The sequence below is a fragment of the Fundicoccus ignavus genome (genome assembly GCF_009659375.1).
GTDB lineage: Bacteria > Bacillota > Bacilli > Lactobacillales > Aerococcaceae > Fundicoccus > Fundicoccus ignavus.
This window is the reverse complement of the sequence record NZ_WJQT01000015.1, coordinates 16,796-36,822: the sequence shown is the minus strand read 5'-3', so window position 1 is coordinate 36,822 and position 20,027 is coordinate 16,796. Positions and strand designations below refer to the sequence as shown.

Genomic DNA, 20,027 nt, shown 5'->3' with positions numbered 1-20,027 from the left:
TTTAGCAAAGTAACATTTCAATTGAATCGATAATTATTTTATTTTGTTCATTTTTATCGAAACTAGTGGTAAACTATAATGGTAAGCATATTCAAGGAGGATTATTCTTTTATGACGAAATATTTAGTGTTTGGACACAAAAATCCTGATACGGACACAATTGCTTCAGCAATTGCGATGAGTTATTTTCTAGAAAAACAAGGTGAAGAGGCTGAACCAGTCGCTTTAGGCGAAGTAAATGATGAAACAGCTTTTGCTTTAAATTATTTCAACGTTTCAGCACCACGTGTTGTCACAACGGTTGCTAATGAAGTGTCGAATGTAGCTTTAGTGGACCATAACGAGTCAGTTCAGTCAGTAGAAGATTTAAGTGAAGTGACAGTAGATTATGTAGTGGACCACCACCGTATTAGTGGATTTGAGACAGCTCAACCACTATATTATCGTGCAGAACCAATTGGTTGTACTGCAACTATTTTATTCAAGATGTTTGTTGAACATAGCTACGATATTCCTAAAGCAATTGCAGGTTTAATGTTATCTGCCATTATTTCGGATACACTATTGTTTAAATCACCTACAACTACTAATCAAGATGAAAATGCAGCCATTGAGCTATCTAAAATAGCGGATGTTAATTTAGAGGTTTATGGTATGGATTTATTAAAATCGGGTACTGATTTAAGTAGCAAATCAGAAACTGAATTATTAAATTCAGATGCTAAAAACTTTGATATGGATGGTAAAAAAGTACGTATTGGACAAGTTAATGTTGTTGACTTTGAAGATATTCTTGCGCGTAAATCAGCTTTGTTAGATCAAATGGCTACAGAGTTTATGGCAGCAGGTGATTTAGAATTATCTGTTTTAATTATTACGGATATTCTAGAAAGTAATTCAATCGGTTTAGTCGTTGGTAACGACTTCGCCGCTGTGGAAAAGGCATTTAAAGTGCCAGTTGTTGAACAACAATTAGAACTACCTGGTGTAGTGTCACGTAAAAAACAAGTTGTTCCACAATTAACTGAAAGCTATACTGTTTAATTAATTACATCAAATAATCCTGAACAAACAAAGCGTGAGCTAAGTTGTTCAGGATTATTTTTTTATTCTTCTTTATCAACGGAAAGGGTATTGATATCAGTTTCCACTGGTGTCACAAATAAAGTTTGTTGTCCTTCATAAATAACAAAACCAGGTTTAGCACCATTAGGTTTATGCAAGTGTTTTACTTGAACTGTATCTACTGGCACATTGGCTGAATGTTGGAATTTAGAATAGTAAGCAGCAATTTCTGCCGCTTCTTTCATTGTTTGATCAGAAGGGCGATCTGATTCAATGATAACGTGAGCCCCTGGTATATCTTTCGTATGTAACCACCAATGATTTTTAGCAGCTTTTTTCATACTCAATTCATCGTTTTGTTGATTATTGCGGCCGACGTAAATCATCACACCATCACTTGAACGGTAGCGACGTGGCTTAGAGGTACTCTTAGCCCGCTTTTTAACGGAGCCTTTGCGTTGACTGACATATCCTTCGTCTGTTAACTCTTGTTTAATCATTTCAATATCTTCTAAGTCAGCTTGAGATAATTGAACGAGAATGCCATCAAGATAATCATTTTCCCCTAATGCTAATTCCTCTTGTTGGTCTATATACTTTAAGGAGTCACGATATTTCGCATATTTCTTAAAGTATTGTTGACTATTCTCAATAGGAGTCTTACGTGGGTCAAGCTCTACCGTCATCAGTGCATTATCCTCATAATAATTTTCTAATTCTACCTCAGTTAAACCTTTTTGTATACGATAAGCATAAGCGTTTAATAGCTCGCCTTTAATACGATAAGTATCAGCAGCGCTGGCTATTTCGCGTTCTTTAGACAGCTTTTCGAGCTTAAGTTCATTACGCCCAATAACGTGCTTGATTTTCTGAATCATATCGCCAGATAATTGTTTTACACGGTCTAAATGGACTTTTTGGGTGAAAAATTCGGCTAAAACTTTCGAAAAAGTCTGAAGTTCTTGACGTTTTCCTTCAAGGTTAGGTAAATCAATTAAATAAAATTTCACGGTGTTCTCAGCAACAAATAGCAGGGGTTTAGACTGTTCTTTTACTTCATAAATAAACCACTGAATCGCTTCCTGTGGGGTTAGATTTCTTTCCTTAATTAAGAAAGCAAGTGCTTCAGCTGCCATTTTACTTAATCCCTGCGTCACTTGATGCGCTTGTCCAGCGACTATTTTATCTTCATTAGCTTGAATCCAATCACTTAAGTCCGTTTCCGATAGAGAAAGGATATTACTTTGTTGTGAGTTACTTGGAGGACGAACGTAAGTTGCACCTGGCTGTAAAGAACGGTATGAATTTAGGGCAGGGGATACATGTTTAATACAATCAATTATTGTTGAAGTTCTCGAATTGATTAATAGAATATTACTATGTCTACCCATTAATTCAAAAATTAACAAATAGTTCTGCAAATCGCCTAATTCATCGCGACCACTTAATTCAAATTCGATAATTCGATCATTTTCAATCTGACGAATATCAAGAACGATGGCGTTCTCCAAATGTTTACGCATTAACATACAAAACATTGGCGCATGTGTCGGATTACTTGGGCGTTCCTCTGTTAAGAGTACCCGATAATAGGTAGGATGAATTGAAGCAGCTAAACGTTGATTTTGTCGATTAGCTCGAATCACAAATTGTAATTCTTGTTCAAAGGGTTGATATATTTTATGAATTCTACCTCCAAGCAATTGTTCTTTTAATTCATTAACAAGCGCTCGGGTAAAGAAACCATCAAAAGACATGATAAAACCTCCTTATGTCTAAATAGACTACTCTACTAGTTTACTATTATTTTTGCAAAATACCTAATAATTATTTTAGCAGACATAACTAATCAGAATATCAAGAAACATCAGAAATCCTCAGACGAGTCCGAGGGCTTAAATTCCGTTTAGCAGAATTAATTTGATTAAATCGCTTTACTTTTGTAGCTCAGCGTCTTGTTTTCCAAAGGAGTATCAAGGGCAATCGGCGCAGCGGCTCTGACTATAAGTAAAGAAAGCGAAGTAGACAGAACCTAGCCTATTGAGCTGGAAAAGCACGAACTTCAGTGAGGTTTTAAAAGCGACCACGCCTTGGAAAACAATAAGCTGAGTAAAACATAAAACGCAGTAAATCAACATAAAAAATATAATCCTTTGTATCATTAAAAATAAATTAGAAATTCCTTGACTTTATAATTAGGCACCGTTATCATTAAATACAATTCATAAGAGAGGAGCCAAGAATATGTTAAACAATAACACAAACAAATTTAATAGCTGGCACAGCTGGCATAGATGAGGTTGTAAACTTGGACATATTCCATGGATACAGCCCAGTTTGCACTGAAGTTGTATCTATGTGGCGATTCTTCCAGTTTACCACGTAGATGTTTTAAACATACTATGTGGTATTTTTGCTATTTAGCGCGGACACATTGTATGTTGTCGGCGTTTTTTTATATTTTTCAATAAAAAGGAGCAAATAAAAATGAAGCAATTATTCAAAGTGATAAAGGTTTTATCAACGATTTTTGTATGTGTAACAACTATGGTGGTGCCAGTCAAAGCTGAAGAAACAATTGATATTGCGATTGTCCAATATGTTAGTCATCCTTCACTCGACCAAATTGTCCAAGGTGTGAAAGATGAATTAGCAGCTAACGGTATATCGAAGGTAAAAACTTAACGATTGACTTTCACAATGCTGAAGCAGATATTAACTTACTAAGCACTATTGCTGAGCATGTTATTTCGCAAAATCCTGATTTGATTTTTGCGGTTACGACCCCAGTACCTCAAACTTTTCAGAATCAAACTGATGAAATCCCTATCGTCATGACAGGGATTAATGATCCAATAGCAGCTGGCTTAGTTGATAGTTTAGAAAAACCAGGTGGTAATATATCCGGTTCAAGCGATCAATATCTCTTAGATGAACATTTGAAGTTGATGTTAGCCATCGACCCTAATATTGAAACATTAGGCATGATTTACACATCGAGTGAAGATAATGCACAAGTGGAAGCTGAGAATGTTAAAGAAATTGCAGAAAGCCTTGGTTTAAAAGTTGAAATGACGATCATTGCTTCGACACTCGACATGCAAATGGCTGCTGAAAACTTAAGTTCCAAAGTAGATGCAATCTATGTAGGTTCTGATAATGCGTTTGAATCATTATTAGATGCTACCGATCGAATGAATATCGCCGTTTACCCAAGTGTTGATATTATGGTCCAACAAGGTGGACTTGCAGCAATTGCGATTAACCAAGCTGATTTAGGAACGGAGGCAGCAAGGGTGGGGATATTGAAGTATTGAATGGAACACCAATTGGTGATATACCGGTTCACTTCGCTAAAAAATTGCGTTCAGTTTATAATTCTGATACAGCAAACCGCTTAAACATTGAAATTCCAACTGATTTACTTACTAAACTAGGAGACTTAAACGCAGAAAAAACTGCCAAAATATTAAGTTACACCATTTAATGAGAAAATGGTGTGGGAATAATTAAAATTGCTTGACATCATCGTAAATGAGGCGTAAGATTAATATAAATTTAAGAGAGAGGAGCCAATCATATGTTACAAATCAACAATACTATTTTTAATAGCTGGCAAAGCTGGCATAGATAAGGTTGTAGACTTGGACATATTCCATGGATACAGCCCAGTTTGTACTGAAGTTGTATCTGTGTGGCGACTCATCCAGTTTACCACGTAGATGTTTTAAACATACTATGTGGTTTTTTTGCGTAACGCGGACACATAGCTATGTTGTCGGCGTTTTTTATTATACATTTAAAAAGGAGCGATTTATTATGAAACAATTTAAAAAAACGGTATTAGCAGTAGTCACTTTAGTCACAGTTCTTTTCTCCTCATTTGGTTTAACACCTTTACAAGTTAACGCACAAGAAGCAATTGATATTGCGATTGTTCAATTCGTGAGCCATCCTTCTTTAGATCAAATTGTTCAAGGTATTAAAGACGAATTAGCTGCAAATGGTTATGTCGAAGGTGAAAACTTAACCATTGAGTTTCACAACGCTGAAGCTGACATCAACCTATTAAGTACAATTGCTGAACAGGTAGTTTCAGAAGAACCTGATTTAATTTTTGCAGTGACAACACCCGTATCTCAAGCATTCCAAAACCAAACCTCTGAATTACCAATTATCATGGCTGGTGTGACTGATCCAGTATCGGCTGGATTAGTTGAAGATGTTGAAAAACCAGGAGAAAATATCAGCGGAACAAGTGATGCATTTCCACTAGAAAAACATTTTGATTTAATGTTACAGGTTGATCCAAGCATTAAAAAAATTGGTATGATTTACACATCTAGTGAAGATAATGCACAAGCTGAAATTGAGTCTGCTAAAGAAGTTGCCGAAAGTATGGGCTTAGAAGTAGTGGTTGAAGGAATTGCGACAACACTTGATATGCAAATGGTTGCTGAAAATTTAAGTTCTCAAGTAGATGCTATCTATGTAGGATCAGATAACACAATTGCATCAGCATTTGAAACGCTTTTAGACGCAACAGATCGTATGGATATTGCAGTTTATCCAAGTGTTGACAACATGGTAGAACAAGGTGGTTTAGCTGCTGTAGCGATTAATCAAGCAGATTTAGGAATTGAAGCAGCTAAAATCGGAATTGAAGTCTTAAACGGTACTGCAATTGGGGATATTCCAATTCACTTTGTTGAAAACTTACGATTAGTTTATAACTCAGATACAGCTGAAAGATTGAATGTTGAAATTGAAGCTGGCTTGTTAGAAACATTAGAAGATTTAAGTGGGGAATAATTTTTATGGCAATATACTTTAGCGCAGTCGCTCAAGGTATTCTATGGAGTATCATGGGTTTAGGCTTATATATCAGTTTTAGAATTTTACGTTTTGCAGATTTAACAAGTGAAGCATCGTTTACCATGGGAGCAGCTACGGCTGCTACCTTGGCAACGAATGGGGTTCATCCAATTATCGCTACATTGGCAGCGATAGGGGCAGGGATGATTGCAGGTTTAATTACTGGCTTTTTAACGACATATTTCGAAATACCAGCCTTATTAGCTAGTATTATTACACTAACCGCTCTATATTCCATTAATTTACGTATTATGGGGAACCCAAACTTAAGTTTCCGAGGAACCGATACATTATTTGATTTAATGCGTAATTTTCTTAACGAATCATTATATGCGCGTATTGCAGTTGGCCTTATTTTCGTTATTATTTGTATTCTAATTATGGTATTTTTCTTCAAGACTGATATTGGTCAAGCGGTTATCGCTACAGGAGATAACGAAATAATGGCAAATTCATTAGGCATTAATACACCTCAAATGATTCGTGTAGCTTTAATGTTTGCGAATGGGCTGATTGCTTTAAGTGGAGCTTTGGTGGCTCAAGATAACGGATTTTCAGATATCCAAATGGGTTCAGGAACGGTTGTTGTAGCCATGTCTTCAATCGTAATTGGCGAAGTATTGCTGAAAAATGAATTAACTTTAGCCAAACGTCTTGTCTCCATTATCGTAGGTGCAATCATTTATCGTGTAATTTTAGTATTTGTTCTACGCTTAGGCTTTAATTCAAATGATTTCCGCTTAATTTCTGCTACCGTTTTAGCGTTATTCCTAGCTTTCCCGTCAGTTAAAGCGAAATTATCACCAAAAACTAACACTGTAGGCAACAAAGGAGGGCGCAGATAATGGCACATATTGAATTACAAGGTGTAACCAAACGATTTAATCGTGGTAAAGGCGACCTTGTTTCTGGCTTGAATGATGTTAACTTATCAATTGAAAAAGGCGAAGTCATCGGAGTTATTGGAACAAATGGTGCGGGTAAATCAACTTTGTTTAATTGTTTATCTGGGCAGATTAAGTTAGATGAAGGACAAATATATTTAGGAAATCATGAGATTTCTAGTTTAAAACCGATGGAGATTGCGCGTAATATCGGACGTGTTTTTCAGGATCCTCGAATGGGAACTGCCCCACGTATGACAGTCTTTGAAAATTTAATGTTGGCTCGCAAAAGAGGCGAAAATCGCTTGTTTGGCCGTTCATTAACTGAAAGAAACTATCAAGAAATGGTAGAATACCTTAAGCCATTCCGTTTGGATTTAGAAAAAAGATTAGATGTACCCATTGAAAATTTATCTGGTGGGCAGCGTCAAACAATTTCTTTAGTTATGGCGACGCTACAGCAACCTGAGTTATTATTATTAGATGAACATACAGCAGCTCTCGATCCTCGAACAGCTAAACAGGTGATGGCAATGACACAAGATATTGTCAAAAAATTAAATTTAACTACACTAATGATTACACATCATCTACAGGACGCTTTGACTTATAGTGATCGTATTATCGTCATGCACCAAGGACAAATCAGTAAGATTTTTACGAAAGACGAAATACCTAAGTTAACCGCTGCAGATTTATTTAGTACAATCGAACATTTATCTGGTTTTGAAAATGGTGTCGCAATCGAAGATTAAAAACAAAACGTACACTCTTTTTTACGAGTGTACGTTTTTTATTTGTAAAGAATTATAAATAGGGATAATTGTTTCACTCACCGTGTTGTGGAAGTTGCTTGCGCTTCCTCACTGACGTTCTTTTCCCCCTATATAAGAGGTTACCAAGTATTTAGAGATATTAGGCATATTAAATGAATGAGGTTTCAGACGTAGTATGAAACATTAGAATTGCTGTATAATGACTAATGATAAGGAGTGTTAAAATGAAATTAAATCGTGGTGACCATGTTGTTATATTAGGTTGTTCAAATGGCTTAGCTCGAACGTCTGGGAATGTCGAAAAAATCGAAAAATTAAAGAAATTATTAGAAGAAGACTATGCTTTTAAAGTGGTCATTCAACCTTCGGTTTTTATTGATAATAATACTGGTATGACTTTATCTGCCCGAAGCAGGGCAGACATCTTGGTAGATTCTATTACTAAGTCAGAAATAAAGGCTGTGTTTGATGTCAGTGGTGGAGATTTAAGCAATGAATTATTAGCAGTTTTTACAGAAGCGGATTGGAAACACTTAAAAGTAACTGGGCAAAAATATTATGTGGGCTATAGTGATAACTCGGTTCTGTTAAATAGTTTTATGCAGACAGAGTCTATCATACCAGTTAATTTTCAATTATTAAAATTAGTTGAAGCTGAATCCGAAACGGCAAAAATGGGATTTGAAAGTGTGTTTGTCGAACAAACTTCAATTGAATGGCAGATTTTAAATGCAGATATTTCAAATCGGCATGCAACGCTTAAACCACAGAATGTAATCGGTGGTAATATTCGTTGTTTTCTAAAATTGGCAGGCACTGACTATTGGCCGAAAAATAGAGCTAATGTTTTACTACTAGAAGCATACTCAGGCGATATCGAAAAAATCAGAACTTATTTTGCACAATTATCTCTTATTGGAATTTTTACCGAAGTTGACTATCTTATTTTAGGAAATTTTACTGAAATTCATAACAAGCAACAAGAACAAGCGCTGTATGATTTAGCTAGAAACTATGCAAGTCAATATCGGTTAGAACTTTATCATTCTCAATATATCGGACATCATAACAAAGTTTATCCATTTAAAATGCGCTTGTGAAATTCTCTAAATATTTAAACAATATTCTTACTAAATTGAGTTAGAAATATTCTAAGCATTAAAACATTCAATCTATTGAATTTTATCTTAACCGCAATATTTAGTGTTAGAATTACTTAAACCTACTATATATGGTTGTTTTTTTTGGAAGGATTAAGTATGATGAAGACACTAATATTTAATGGAAACGAGTGAATTATATGAAAAATATTACAGTCTATTCAAAACCAAACTGCATGCAGTGTACATTTACTAAAAAGTTTCTTGATGAGAAAGATATCTCATATACAACGTATGATGTTTATGAAAATGAAAAAGCATTAAAAACAGTTAAAGATTTAGGTTTTCAATCTTTACCAGTTGTTGTTATTGACGGTGAAAAGCCATTTTTTGGCTTCAGACCAGATTTATTAGAAAAATTAGCATAATTAATTTCGCCCGTTAAGTTCACCCTTAGCGGGTGTTATTGTTTTAAAAAAAGCTAAAATTGTTGAGCCTCTATCGAAAAGGAGTTAAAAAGATGATTAGTGCTAAAGATTATCAATATTTGGTCAAAGCTGTTGATCTAGCTGAATTAGCTGTTGAAAAAGGTGACCAAGCTTTCGGTTCAATACTTGTATCGGAAGCAGGAGTGATTTTATTCGAAGGACATAATGAGGTCTCAAGTGGCGATCATACTCGCCATCCAGAATTTGCGATTGCACGTTGGGCTGCAAATCACTTAAGCGAGAACGATCGTTTAAAAGCAACTGTCTATACTTCTGGAGAGCACTGTCCGATGTGTGCGGCTGCCCATGGATGGGTTGGATTAGGTAGAATTGTTTTTGCAAGTTCTTCGACACAATTACAAGCATGGTCAAAAGAATTCGGTTGGAAAGAAAGCCCAGTAAAAGCTTTACCCATCGAAGAAGTAATTAATAATTGTATCGTTGAAGGTCCAGTTGATGATTTAGCTGAAAGAGTAAAGGGATTACATCAAAAAGTTTTTAATTGAAAAAGACCTATCCGTCAAAAATGACTGGATAGGTCTCTAGTTTTATTTAACTAATGATTTTGCATAACTTGAAGGGCTCATGCCGAATTCACGACTAAAAGCACGTGAGAAATATTGAATCGAACCATAGCCTAATTCATTTGCGATTTCAGAAAGACTCATTTTTGAATCACGAATTAGTATCTTGCTTCGTTTTAATCTTAACTGATTAATATATGCTTTAGGTGATGTATTTGCATATTTTTTAAAGAGCATTTGAAGAGTAGAGCGAGAAAGTGCAAAATGATCGACTAAATCATTAACTTGATTCTGCTCCTCAACATTCTGATGTAAGTAATCCACAATTGCTTGAAATAATTCATTTTCATAATTTTCACGCATTGAAGTGGTTGCTTCTTCAATATTATCCGCTTGACCTTGAATTAAACTCAATAAAATATTCTTAAAGTTCAAGTAAATCTCATCACTATAATAACGAGAGTTAGGTTGGGTCGATAATTTCACAATTTTTTCAATTAAATTAGCATGTTTATTACTTAAATGATACACACGATTACTCATGACCTCATCTAAACCTGTAGCATCAAACATTATCGTCAGATAGGTAGTTACCCCGTCAGTTTTAATTTCTTGAGTGAAATTCTGATTTGGAAATAACACCATACATTCATGTTGTCCAAGCATAAAGTCTTTACCGTTAACTCGGTGATTCATTTCACCTTGATCGACGATTATTAACTCAAAATAATCTCGGTCTTGAAATTGTGTGACAAACGGGGCAGTCTTAACTTGATACAGAACACTAAATATTTGATTAACTTGTACAACAGCATCGCTGTATTTTACTTTAAAGCGTTTAGGAACACTTATTAATATAGGGTCATCAACCTGTTGTGGCTCTAAAAAGATGCTGCATTGCTTCGTAACGGTTAACGTATTAAAATAAACGTTACTTGCTAATGTGATAGAACCTTGCAGAATATATTCTTGATAGGATTCTGGGTTATAAGGGTCATCTGTAACAACAAGCAAAGCGATTCCACTGTTAGCTGTTAATGTTACAGGTTTTTTAAATTGAAAAAAAGTATCACTGTAGTTCTTCTGAATGGTCATCATGCGATTGCGCGGTTTTTGTCTAACATCTTGAGAAACAGTCAATTGTTCAAAAAGATTTGTTGTTGCCATTGCGGTTGTTTTAGTATACATAATGAGTCCTTTCTTGTTTATTTATCTAAATGAATTTTAATTACCATTTCAGTATACACTAAAAATTATACAACTACTAACAATTTGGTTATTTTTGTATGTAATTAACATTTTAAAAAGTTTATTTTATTATTTAAGACAACGTTATAATCATTTTAGATACAACAGTTATTAAAAAAAACAAGTTATTACCTTTCGTTTTCTTCTTGTTTTGCTATAATAAGTTGCATTGTATTTATCAATCCCACAGGGAATTGTGAAAGGAAAGAATTGGAGAATGTCTACAATAAAGATGGCTCACATTGATGATCATTTTATACATGGTCAGGTTGCAACAAGATGGTGTGAGGCGCTAGAGGCTAATTTAATTGTCGTAGTTAATGATGATTTAGCTTCTAATAAAATGCGTCAAGGTCTTCTGGATATGGCAGTTCCAGATAAAATAAATTCTCGTTATTACTCAGTTGAGAAAGCTATCAAACAAATCCCATTAATCAAAGAAGATAAACAGATATTACTAATCACAGCAACACTGAATGATATTAATCAACTCGTAGAGGGTGGAATTGTCATCCCACGTATCAATTTAGGTAGTATTGCTTTTGAACATGGTAAAAGGCACTTGACGAATTCACTTTCTTTAGATGAGCATGACTTTAGTATATTAGAATCATTTGTTCAATTAGGTATTGAAATTGATTCGAAAACTCAACCTGAGGACGAATCACAGGCGTTAACTTCAAAATTAGATCACTTTATCAACTAATAGACTAGATCAAAACGTCATTCCGTCAAAAGAGTGGCGTTTTTTATATACGAGATTATCTGTTGATTTACTAAAACTTGTGCCTCAATCTGCTAATTGTTTTCCAAGGCGGTGGTCGCTTTCAAATTCTCATTGGTATTCATAATGTACGGGATTTTCCAGATCAATTGACTAGGCTGTAATAAAGAATTCGCTGTGCTTATAGTCAGAGCAGCTGCGCCAATTAGCCTTTATCTCGCTTGGGAAAATAAATCGCTGAGCTATGTTTAGTGTTTCACTAAAACAACGCTTTATTATCCAATTAGAATTGTTACAGGAATTCTAAAGCCTTGGACTTGTCCAAAATTTTCTTGCGACATTATTATTATTTAAAGATGATTTAATGCCACTTCATTTTTAATAAGAACTACTGAAGGCTATGTAAGGTAATTTAATTAAGTACGCTATACACAATTTTACTCCTTTGTATCTCAGCGCTATATGAAGAGTTTAAGCAATTCTATCTAGGTCTCGGGAAAATTCAGAGAATTTTCTGATTCTTTAAGCTAGTATTTTGGGCGTCAACATAATAAAATTAATTGGCTAGTGTTTTTTTAGTGTTTTAAATGCTATACTAAATTAGAAATACCTCATTAAAATATCATTTAATATAAACATTAATAATTATTATAAACTTCAGAGGTGGAAATTTTGCAAGAAAAGCAGAAAAAACAATTGAAAAAAATCGTTTCAAATGGACCTAATGGTGGCAAGAATGGTTTATTTAAGTGGTTAGTTGCTATAGTTATTCTTTTAGCAGCTGGTGGTAGCGTTAATTTTACCGATTTTTTTGGGTCAGATACTCAAAATAACGCAAACACAGTTACTTCTCAGTCGGGTGAACGAACCTCGACTAACGAAGAATTAACAGCGGTTATTAATGATTTCGACGGCGAGAATTTTGATATTTTACCTAAATTAGTTAAAATTCCAGTCACTTACGAACGTGTAGTTGATGGTGATACTCAAATTGTGAGTCTGAATGGACATAACTTAAGAGTTCGTCATTTAATGATTGATACCCCTGAATCTGTAAAAGAAGGAACAAGCGTTCAACCATATGGTAAAGAGGCATCTAATCGAAATGATCAATTATTCAAAGAGGCTAACAATGTCTATTTAATGTTAGATGAAGGGCCTACTACTGATAATTATGCTCGCGTGTTAGCTTATTTATACGCTGATGATTTACTGATTGCCGAACAACTATTGTTAGAGGGTTTGGCAAGTGTTCGTTATGTAAATCCTCCAAATAACACACTGGAAGAAGCATTCCGAGCTGCTCAAAAAAGTGCTCAAAAGGCTGAGTTAAACATTTGGAGTATTGAAGGATACGTCGAGGATAATGGCTATTTTAACCAAGTAGATTAGGAAACAATTTTTAGAAATGAGGAAGAACCATGTATAAAAAGATAGAGAAGTTATTAGTTGCTAACCGTGGCGAAATTGCCATTCGTATTTTCCGAGCTTGTAAGGAGGTAGGGATTAGCACTGTAGCAATTTACTCTAAAGAAGATATGGGAGGCTTGCACCGCCAACGCGCTGATGAGTCTTATTTAGTCGGTAAAGATTTAGGTCCTATCGAAGCTTATTTAGATATTGAAGGCATTATTAAATTAGCGAAAGAAAAGAATGTAGATGCTATTCATCCTGGTTACGGCTTTTTGAGTGAAAACATCGAATTTGCTAAACGTTGTCGTGAAGAGGGGATTATTTTTGTAGGACCTGAATCGCGTCACTTAGAAATGTTCGGTAATAAAACTCGCGCTAGAGAAACTGCCATTGCTGCAGGGTTACCTGTAATTCCAGGTACTGATGGAGCGATTAAAGATTTATCAGAGGCCATGTCTTTTGCTGAATCACATGGCTATCCGGTAATGATTAAAGCAGTTAGTGGTGGTGGCGGTAAAGGGATGCGTATCGTGAACAATGGTGATGAATTTGCGGATGCGTACCAACGTGCAAAATCTGAAGCTAAAACTTCTTTCGGGGATGATCGTATTTATGTTGAGAAATACGTAGCAAACCCTAAACATATTGAAGTTCAAATTCTAGGAGACATGCACGGCAATGTGATTCACTTGTTTGAACGTGATTGTTCAATTCAAAGACGTCATCAAAAAGTAGTAGAAGTCGCTCCATCTTTCAACTTGTCTGAAAGCATGCGTCAACGATTAGCAGATGCTTCGATTCAATTAATGGAGAATGTTAGTTATTTAAATGCTGGTACAGTAGAATTTTTAGTAGCTGGTGATGACTTTTACTTTATTGAAGTAAACCCTCGTATCCAAGTAGAACATACAATTACTGAGCTAGTTACAGGGATTGATATTGTAAAAACACAAATTAAAATTGCTGAAGGTTTAGGAATGTTCTCCGATGAAGTCGGAGTGCCTAAACAAGAAGATATTCGTTTGCTTGGTTATGCGATTCAAGGCCGTGTGACTTCTGAAGATCCATTGAATGACTTTGCACCTGACTCAGGTCGCATCATTGGTTATCAATCACCAGGTGGTACTGGGGTACGTTTAGATGGTGGAGGTGCCTTTACTGGTGCTGAGATCACACCTTACTATGACTCTTTATTAGTTAAAATTTCTACATTTGCTTTACAACCTCGTTGGGCAATCGAAAAAATGGAACGTGCTTTAACTGAAATGAAAATCAACGGCATTAAAACAAATATCAAATTCTTACAAAATATTGTGTCACATCCACGTTTTGTAGAGGGTGATTATGATACTAGTTTTATTACAGAATATCCAGAATTATTCGAGTTCGTACCGTCTCGTGACCGTGGAAACAAATTATTAAAATATATCGCAAATATTTCTGTTAATGGATTCCCTGGTGTAAGCGATGGACCTAAACCAATTTTTGAAAAACGTGAAATCCCTAGAATTAAAGGATATCATCAAACAATTGCGTTACAATCTGGTGATACATTGGGCCAAACATTAGAAATACCAGCTCACACTAAGCCTAGCTTTAAACATATTCTTGATAAGCAAGGTCCTAAAGCTGTCGCAGATGCTGTCTTAAAAGAGAAAAATGTTCTATTGACAGATACAACGCTAAGAGATGCGCATCAATCAGTTTTAACTACTCGTATGAGAACGAACGACATGCTAAAAATTGCGCCATTCATGAATGAAACAATGCGCGACTACTTCTCACTTGAGATGTGGGGTGGGGCTACATTTGATGTTGCATACAATTTCTTAAAAGAAAGCCCGTGGGATCGTCTAGAAAAACTACGTCTGGCTATTCCAGACATTCCATTCCAAATGTTACTCAGAGCATCAAATGCTGTAGGATATCAAAACTATCCTGATAATGTTGTTAAACAATTTATCGCAACGAGTGCTCGTGAAGGAATTGATGTTTTTAGAATCTTTGATTCACTAAACTGGTTAGAATCGATGAAATTACCAATTGAGTTGGCTTTAGAAACAGGTAAGTTTGTTGAAGGAACAATCTGTTATACGGGTGATATTAGTAATCCTAAGCGTTCTGAAGTGTATACATTAGATTATTATGTAGAGTTAGCGAAGCAAATTGAAGCATTGGGTGTACATTCACTTGCAATTAAAGATATGTCTGGTGTTTTAAAACCTGAAGCAGCCTATCAATTAATTTCGGTTTTAAAATCTGAAATTAAAGTGCCGCTTCACTTACATACGCATGATACTAGCAGCAATGGTTTATTAACTTACTCACGTGCGATTGATGCTGGAGTTGATATTGTGGATACAGCCAATCAAGCTTTGGCTGGACAAAACTCTCAACCAAGTGATAACTCGCTTTACTATGGTCGTCAAGGAACACAACGTGAAGTTTTACTTAATCCTGTTGCAAATGATTTATCTGCAGATTATTGGAAAGAAACACGCAAATATTACAAATCATTTGAAACTGACCTAACAAGTGCTTGGACACAAGTTTATGAATATGAAATGCCTGGTGGCCAATATAGTAACTTAAGAATGCAAGCTAAATCAATGGGATTGGGTGAACGTTATCACGAAGTCCTTGCAATGTATCGTCGTGTAAACTTCTTATTTGGAGATATTGTAAAAGTTACGCCTTCGTCAAAAGTTGTAGGAGATATGGCTTTATTCATGGTTCAAAATGACTTGGATGAAGAGAGTGTTATCGAGAAGGGGATGACTCTTGACTTCCCTCAATCAGTTGTATCATTCTTCAAGGGTGAAATCGGTCAACCAGCGGGTGGAATGAACAAAGCACTTCAAAAAGCTGTATTAAAAGACGAAGTTGCTTATACAGATCGTCCTGGTAAACACATGGCAGACTATAATTTTGATGAAGCAAGAGAAATTATTAGTCAACGTATCCACGGGGAAATTGATGAAAAATTACTCTTAAGTTATGCCTTATATCCGAAAGTTTTCAAAGATTTCCTAGATTTTGTTGCTGAAACAGGTTTGGTTGATATGTTGGATTCACCTACATTCTTCTATGGAATGCGTCCGCACGAAACATTAGCAATTGACCTAGAACCTGGTAAAACAATGTTAATTGAATTAACAAGTATTGGATCCGTTAAAGAAAATGGGACTAGAACTGTCTTCTTTAACTTGAATGGTATGTCACACTTTGTGGTTGTTCAGGACTTAAATGCAAAAGTAACTGTCGCAACTAAACAAAAAGCTGATTTACAAAATCCTCAACACGTTGCTGCACAAATGCCTGGTACTGTATTTGCAATTGAAGTTAAAGTTGGCGACCAAGTGAAACAAAGTGACGTTTTAATCATTACTGAAGCAATGAAGATGGAAACTGCCATTCGTGCACCAAAAGATGGTATAATTAAAGCAATTCACTGTTCTACACAAGAAATTGTAGCGGGCGGGGATTTACTAGTAGAACTAGACTAATTAATTATCGAGGAGCAGGTGCATGGTTCGACAAAAAGTGAAAAATAGTTTAAGTAGTAAATATGTAATAGGATTATTCTGTGGAATTTTTATTTTCTTGTTAGCTGGTTGTGGTCAAATAACTCAATCGCAACAGTCATCTTCACAAGAAGAGGCGAATGCTGAAAGTTCTGGTACTGATGAAGAGGCAACGACAAGTGAAGCGACAATTGAAAAAGAGTCTCAAAAGATTACGATCCGTTCAATTGGTGATATCTTAGTTCATGATACGGTTTATTATGACGCAATAACTGCTGATGGTTATGATTTTGCTCACATGTTTGAACCAGTGAAAGAATATATTGGCAATGCAGATATTACAACAGCCAATCTAGAGACAATTGCTGCTGCCGGCGAGTTAGGTTTTTCAAATTATCCACTATTTAATGTACCAGAAGAGATCATTGATGAACTTAAGGTTTTGGGAGTTGATCTTGTAAATAATGCTACAAACCATACCTTAGATTTTGGTTCTGTTGGAGCACATGCATCCATACAAGCTTTACAAGACCGTGATATGATGTATGTTGGGAGTTATGAAAGCTGGAACGATTACAATACGCCACGTATTATTGAAGTAAATGGGATAAAAGTTGGTTTCTTATCTTATTCTTACGGTGCCAATGGTAATTACATTCCAGAAGATGAAGCTTATTTACTTAGTTTAATCGATAGTGAGTTAATTCCGCTTGAAATTGAGCATTTAAATGAGCAGGTTGATCTATCCGTCGTCATGTTCCATAACGGTTATGATTCTGTACTACCAAGTGAAGAGCAGCTAAGTGTGATGCAAATTGCTAGAGATGCTGGGGCTAATTTTATTTTAGGCGGGCACCCGCACGTTTTACAACCTTTCGTTTACTATAATGAATCTCAAGCTGGCATTTTCTCACATGGTAATTTCTTATCTGGTCAATATCAATTAGAAGAAAAACTCGGTGGAATTGTTGAATATACTTTCTTGAAGGATTCCGACGGAAAGGTTACGCTGGATAATATGCGGTTTATGCCGACCTATAATTTTGGATTACCTGAACAGTCTGAATACTTAGTTATTCCTTTAGCTGATGGTGTGGATTATGGTTTAGCTGACGCTGATTACTTATTCGACATGATTACCGAAAGAATGAAATATTTCACAGATAAAGTAGAAGTTGTGGATTATCTGGATTGATTATAAAAAATAAATAAGTCGAATCTCCAAACTTAAAAGTGAGTTTGGGGATTTTTTTTTGTATTTATATATGGAGGTGTTTTATTATGAAAAATACAAAAAAAATATCACTTGTAACTATTATCAGTCTTAGTTTATTTTGTTCGCCTGTTGCGGAAGCAGAAACAACTTCACTTGAAGCTAGCGAACCTTTTATTGTTACCCAGAGCATTAACACCGAGCTAATCGATGCGGATAGCTGCATTTCACTTATTCGCTTTCATTCAACTGCCGCGGATACTTCTTCATTAGAATCCCAGACAATTCTAGCTGATATTGAGTCACTTCAAGCTGAAATGAACTATGCCAATCAAACTTATCAACGTTTAAACCAAGAAATTGCACTGTTGGAGGCTGGGGAAGAGGATTCATTGAATTATGCTCAATCACAATTAGCAGTTGTTATTGAGTTGATTTATGAGGATTATTTAGCAACTGATCCTGCGTTTGTCTTGCTGACTAATGAAGAACAAATGAATATTATTAGTCAGCATGATGTGATTATCGAATGGCAAGACTACATCCTTCAACTGCAACAACTCATTAATCAAAAAGTTATCGAAAGAGATAACCAAGAAAATTATTATTATCAGCTTGTTTATCAAATTGAAAACCAAACTCGTTTATTAGAAGAAGAAAAAAGTAATCAAGCTCAATTGAATCAATGTTTACTTTATCCATATTCAACAACCTACCTAGATAGTAGTAATGTTCTTTTGAACTCGAACAATGATTCATTAGAAAGTTATCTTATGGAAGTTGATTTGATTTTACAAAAAATTGTGCCGAGTAATTATAGAAAAGTTTCCTTTCACGATATTTATCGTCTATTTGAGCTCCCTAAAGATGATGAAACCAGTATTGAATTTTTAAGCAACAAAGAAAATATCTATGTTGATGAGTATGGATTAACTCAATATGCTTATGCAAAAGAGCTTAGTTTATATGATCTGGAAGTACTAGGTAATTACGCCAAAAGAGACTATTTAAAGCTCGAAGACCTCGTTAGCTTTCAGGAGAGTTATCAATCCGCTTTAGCGCTTAAAGAAGCTCAATTTGCCTATTTCTTTCAAATTAATCAAGAAAGCTTCCTTACACTTAGTGATCAATTGGCCAATTATTTAAATAGTCAAAATTTAATTTCGCAAGAAGTAATTAAACAAATTCAAACTTTACACAATCGTCATCAGATTAAATTTGTTTATTTTAATGATGTGACTCAAACTTGGTCAGCAAACAAGACTGGTTTTTCAGGCTATTACGAAATATATAATAATCTTTCTTTGTTAGATAATATTCCGATTGATACGATAACGGGAAATCCAGCGGAAACAGACAATTTCGATGAAGATAAAGATCATTCAAGTGAATCGCATAATGGCAACGGAGATTTATTGGATGAAACGCCAGAACAACCAGTTGACAATACGGATGCACTTGACTATTTAAAGGACCAATTAACGAGTAACAGTGGGAGTCCTTCAAAAGTCAAAACTAGCGATTTACCAAGTCCTAATGAGCTCAAAAACAGTAGTGAATCATCAAGTAATTCTGGCAATACATCTCTAAGCTTACCCAATACGGGCGAAGTTCGATTCTGGACGATTCTCGGAATAGTGCTATTAATGATTGGTCTACTAATGTTATTAGCCAATCAAATAACCAGAAGAAAAAGACGGGAAAAATTAGATGAGATTGAATTGGATTAGACGACTCGCTTAATGTCTGACGTTTTTTTCGACAAGTATGGATAATATGCGTTATAATAAGTAAAGAAACTATTGGAGGTTTAACGTAAAATGACAGAAATTGAAAAATATTTAGAAGAAGTAAAGAGTTTTAAAGAAGTGACTCCCGCAGATGCAGATGAATTATTAACTGCTCAAAGTGGAAATATCGTATACATTGGACGTGAAACATGTCCATTTTGCCGTCGCTTCGTTGGCAAATTAAGTGCAGTTGCTAAAGATGAGAATTTAACTATCCACTATGTTCACTCTCAAAAAGTAGAGACATTAAAAGAAGTAGAAGCTTTACGTAATAAGTATGGCGTGCCAACAGTGCCAGGTTTCTTGTATTCTGATGAAGATGGCGTGCAAGTTAAATGCGATAGTTCAATGTCTCCAGATGACATTAAAACTTTTGTAAAAGCCTAATTCGAAAATTAAGATT

General features: G+C 35.2%; 18 protein-coding genes. 16 read left to right on the top strand and 2 right to left on the bottom strand.

The window, feature by feature from the left end; translation table 11 throughout:
- The first annotated feature begins 111 nt into the window (after window positions 1–111).
- Window positions 112–1,044 (top strand): manganese-dependent inorganic pyrophosphatase, encoded by a 933-nt coding sequence (locus GF867_RS09895; RefSeq protein WP_153832948.1) that lies wholly within the window; start codon window positions 112–114, stop codon window positions 1,042–1,044.
- A 62-nt stretch (window positions 1,045–1,106) separates the two neighbouring features.
- Here the strand turns inward: GF867_RS09895 and GF867_RS09890 are convergent, their stop codons facing one another.
- Entirely contained in the window at window positions 1,107–2,822 is a 1,716-nt protein-coding gene (locus tag GF867_RS09890; protein WP_153832947.1) for an Rqc2 family fibronectin-binding protein, read from the bottom strand.
- 730 nt (window positions 2,823–3,552) lie between these two features.
- On the opposite strand from GF867_RS09890, the gene GF867_RS09885 reads away from it, so the two are divergent.
- From GF867_RS09885 to GF867_RS09845, 9 genes are all read left to right on the top strand, one after another.
- Window positions 3,553–3,750 (top strand): ABC transporter substrate binding protein, encoded by a 198-nt coding sequence (locus GF867_RS09885; protein WP_153832946.1) that lies wholly within the window; start codon window positions 3,553–3,555, stop codon window positions 3,748–3,750.
- On the top strand, window positions 3,732–4,382 hold the full coding sequence (locus tag GF867_RS09880; protein ID WP_366927812.1) for an ABC transporter substrate-binding protein: 651 nt from the start codon (window positions 3,732–3,734) through the stop codon (window positions 4,380–4,382). The genes GF867_RS09885 and GF867_RS09880 overlap by 19 nt, the downstream gene beginning before the upstream one ends.
- Complete coding sequence (locus GF867_RS09875) at window positions 4,379–4,552, top strand: hypothetical protein (RefSeq protein WP_153832944.1); 174 nt, start codon at window positions 4,379–4,381, stop codon at window positions 4,550–4,552. The genes GF867_RS09880 and GF867_RS09875 overlap by 4 nt, the downstream gene beginning before the upstream one ends.
- Before the next feature lie 332 nt (window positions 4,553–4,884).
- On the top strand, window positions 4,885–5,877 hold the full coding sequence (locus GF867_RS09870) for an ABC transporter substrate-binding protein (protein ID WP_153832943.1): 993 nt from the start codon (window positions 4,885–4,887) through the stop codon (window positions 5,875–5,877).
- A 5-nt stretch (window positions 5,878–5,882) separates the two neighbouring features.
- On the top strand, window positions 5,883–6,785 hold the full coding sequence (locus GF867_RS09865; protein WP_153832942.1) for an ABC transporter permease: 903 nt from the start codon (window positions 5,883–5,885) through the stop codon (window positions 6,783–6,785).
- Window positions 6,785–7,579 carry an ABC transporter ATP-binding protein gene (locus tag GF867_RS09860; RefSeq protein ID WP_153832941.1) on the top strand — a complete coding sequence of 265 codons (795 nt, stop codon included), beginning with the start codon at window positions 6,785–6,787 and terminating at the stop codon, window positions 7,577–7,579. The genes GF867_RS09865 and GF867_RS09860 overlap by 1 nt, the downstream gene beginning before the upstream one ends.
- Window positions 7,580–7,824: 245 nt before the next feature.
- Window positions 7,825–8,700: an LD-carboxypeptidase gene (locus GF867_RS09855; RefSeq protein ID WP_172974006.1), complete on the top strand. Its 876-nt coding sequence runs from the start codon at window positions 7,825–7,827 to the stop codon at window positions 8,698–8,700.
- Between the two features lie 200 nt (window positions 8,701–8,900).
- Window positions 8,901–9,128: a glutaredoxin-like protein NrdH gene (nrdH, locus tag GF867_RS09850; RefSeq protein ID WP_153832939.1), complete on the top strand. Its 228-nt coding sequence runs from the start codon at window positions 8,901–8,903 to the stop codon at window positions 9,126–9,128.
- Between the two features lie 92 nt (window positions 9,129–9,220).
- Window positions 9,221–9,694, top strand: a complete 474-nt coding sequence (locus GF867_RS09845) for a nucleoside deaminase (RefSeq protein WP_153832938.1) — start codon at window positions 9,221–9,223, stop codon at window positions 9,692–9,694.
- Window positions 9,695–9,736: 42 nt separating this feature from the next.
- Here the strand turns inward: GF867_RS09845 and GF867_RS09840 are convergent, their stop codons facing one another.
- Window positions 9,737–10,900, bottom strand: a complete 1,164-nt coding sequence (locus GF867_RS09840; RefSeq protein WP_153832937.1) for a helix-turn-helix domain-containing protein — start codon at window positions 10,898–10,900, stop codon at window positions 9,737–9,739.
- Window positions 10,901–11,177: 277 nt separating this feature from the next.
- On the opposite strand from GF867_RS09840, the gene GF867_RS09835 reads away from it, so the two are divergent.
- The 6 genes from GF867_RS09835 to GF867_RS09810 all read left to right on the top strand — a co-directional run bounded on the left by GF867_RS09835 (window position 11,178) and on the right by GF867_RS09810 (window position 20,011).
- On the top strand, window positions 11,178–11,666 hold the full coding sequence (locus GF867_RS09835; protein ID WP_153832936.1) for a PTS sugar transporter subunit IIB: 489 nt from the start codon (window positions 11,178–11,180) through the stop codon (window positions 11,664–11,666).
- A gap of 690 nt (window positions 11,667–12,356) precedes the next feature.
- Window positions 12,357–13,076: a thermonuclease family protein gene (locus GF867_RS09830; RefSeq protein ID WP_153832935.1), complete on the top strand. Its 720-nt coding sequence runs from the start codon at window positions 12,357–12,359 to the stop codon at window positions 13,074–13,076.
- 29 nt (window positions 13,077–13,105) lie between these two features.
- Entirely contained in the window at window positions 13,106–16,603 is a 3,498-nt protein-coding gene (locus GF867_RS09825; RefSeq protein WP_153832934.1) for a pyruvate carboxylase, read from the top strand.
- A 22-nt stretch (window positions 16,604–16,625) separates the two neighbouring features.
- Window positions 16,626–17,816: a CapA family protein gene (locus GF867_RS09820; RefSeq protein ID WP_153832933.1), complete on the top strand. Its 1,191-nt coding sequence runs from the start codon at window positions 16,626–16,628 to the stop codon at window positions 17,814–17,816.
- Between the two features lie 86 nt (window positions 17,817–17,902).
- Entirely contained in the window at window positions 17,903–19,564 is a 1,662-nt protein-coding gene (locus GF867_RS09815; RefSeq protein ID WP_153832932.1) for a coiled-coil domain-containing protein, read from the top strand.
- 90 nt (window positions 19,565–19,654) lie between these two features.
- Window positions 19,655–20,011, top strand: a complete 357-nt coding sequence (locus GF867_RS09810; RefSeq protein ID WP_172972539.1) for a DUF6568 family protein — start codon at window positions 19,655–19,657, stop codon at window positions 20,009–20,011.
- Window positions 20,012–20,027 lie beyond the last annotated feature (16 nt).

Bases quoted from the DNA above. Each gene is read 5' to 3' on its own strand.
- GF867_RS09825 (WP_153832934.1), top strand. From the start codon at position 13,106: ATGTATAAAAAGATAGAGAAGTTATTAGTTGCTAACCGTGGCGAAATT.
- GF867_RS09885 (WP_153832946.1), top strand. From the start codon at position 3,553: ATGAAGCAATTATTCAAAGTGATAAAGGTTTTATCAACGATTTTTGTA.
- GF867_RS09845 (WP_153832938.1), top strand. From the start codon at position 9,221: ATGATTAGTGCTAAAGATTATCAATATTTGGTCAAAGCTGTTGATCTA.
- nrdH (WP_153832939.1), top strand. From the start codon at position 8,901: ATGAAAAATATTACAGTCTATTCAAAACCAAACTGCATGCAGTGTACA.
- GF867_RS09870 (WP_153832943.1), top strand. From the start codon at position 4,885: ATGAAACAATTTAAAAAAACGGTATTAGCAGTAGTCACTTTAGTCACA.
- GF867_RS09835 (WP_153832936.1), top strand. From the start codon at position 11,178: ATGTCTACAATAAAGATGGCTCACATTGATGATCATTTTATACATGGT.
- GF867_RS09815 (WP_153832932.1), top strand. From the start codon at position 17,903: ATGAAAAATACAAAAAAAATATCACTTGTAACTATTATCAGTCTTAGT.
- GF867_RS09855 (WP_172974006.1), top strand. From the start codon at position 7,825: ATGAAATTAAATCGTGGTGACCATGTTGTTATATTAGGTTGTTCAAAT.
- GF867_RS09820 (WP_153832933.1), top strand. From the start codon at position 16,626: ATGGTTCGACAAAAAGTGAAAAATAGTTTAAGTAGTAAATATGTAATA.
- GF867_RS09840 (WP_153832937.1), bottom strand. From the start codon at position 10,900: ATGTATACTAAAACAACCGCAATGGCAACAACAAATCTTTTTGAACAA.
- GF867_RS09890 (WP_153832947.1), bottom strand. From the start codon at position 2,822: ATGTCTTTTGATGGTTTCTTTACCCGAGCGCTTGTTAATGAATTAAAA.
- GF867_RS09810 (WP_172972539.1), top strand. From the start codon at position 19,655: ATGACAGAAATTGAAAAATATTTAGAAGAAGTAAAGAGTTTTAAAGAA.
- GF867_RS09895 (WP_153832948.1), top strand. From the start codon at position 112: ATGACGAAATATTTAGTGTTTGGACACAAAAATCCTGATACGGACACA.
- GF867_RS09865 (WP_153832942.1), top strand. From the start codon at position 5,883: ATGGCAATATACTTTAGCGCAGTCGCTCAAGGTATTCTATGGAGTATC.
- GF867_RS09860 (WP_153832941.1), top strand. From the start codon at position 6,785: ATGGCACATATTGAATTACAAGGTGTAACCAAACGATTTAATCGTGGT.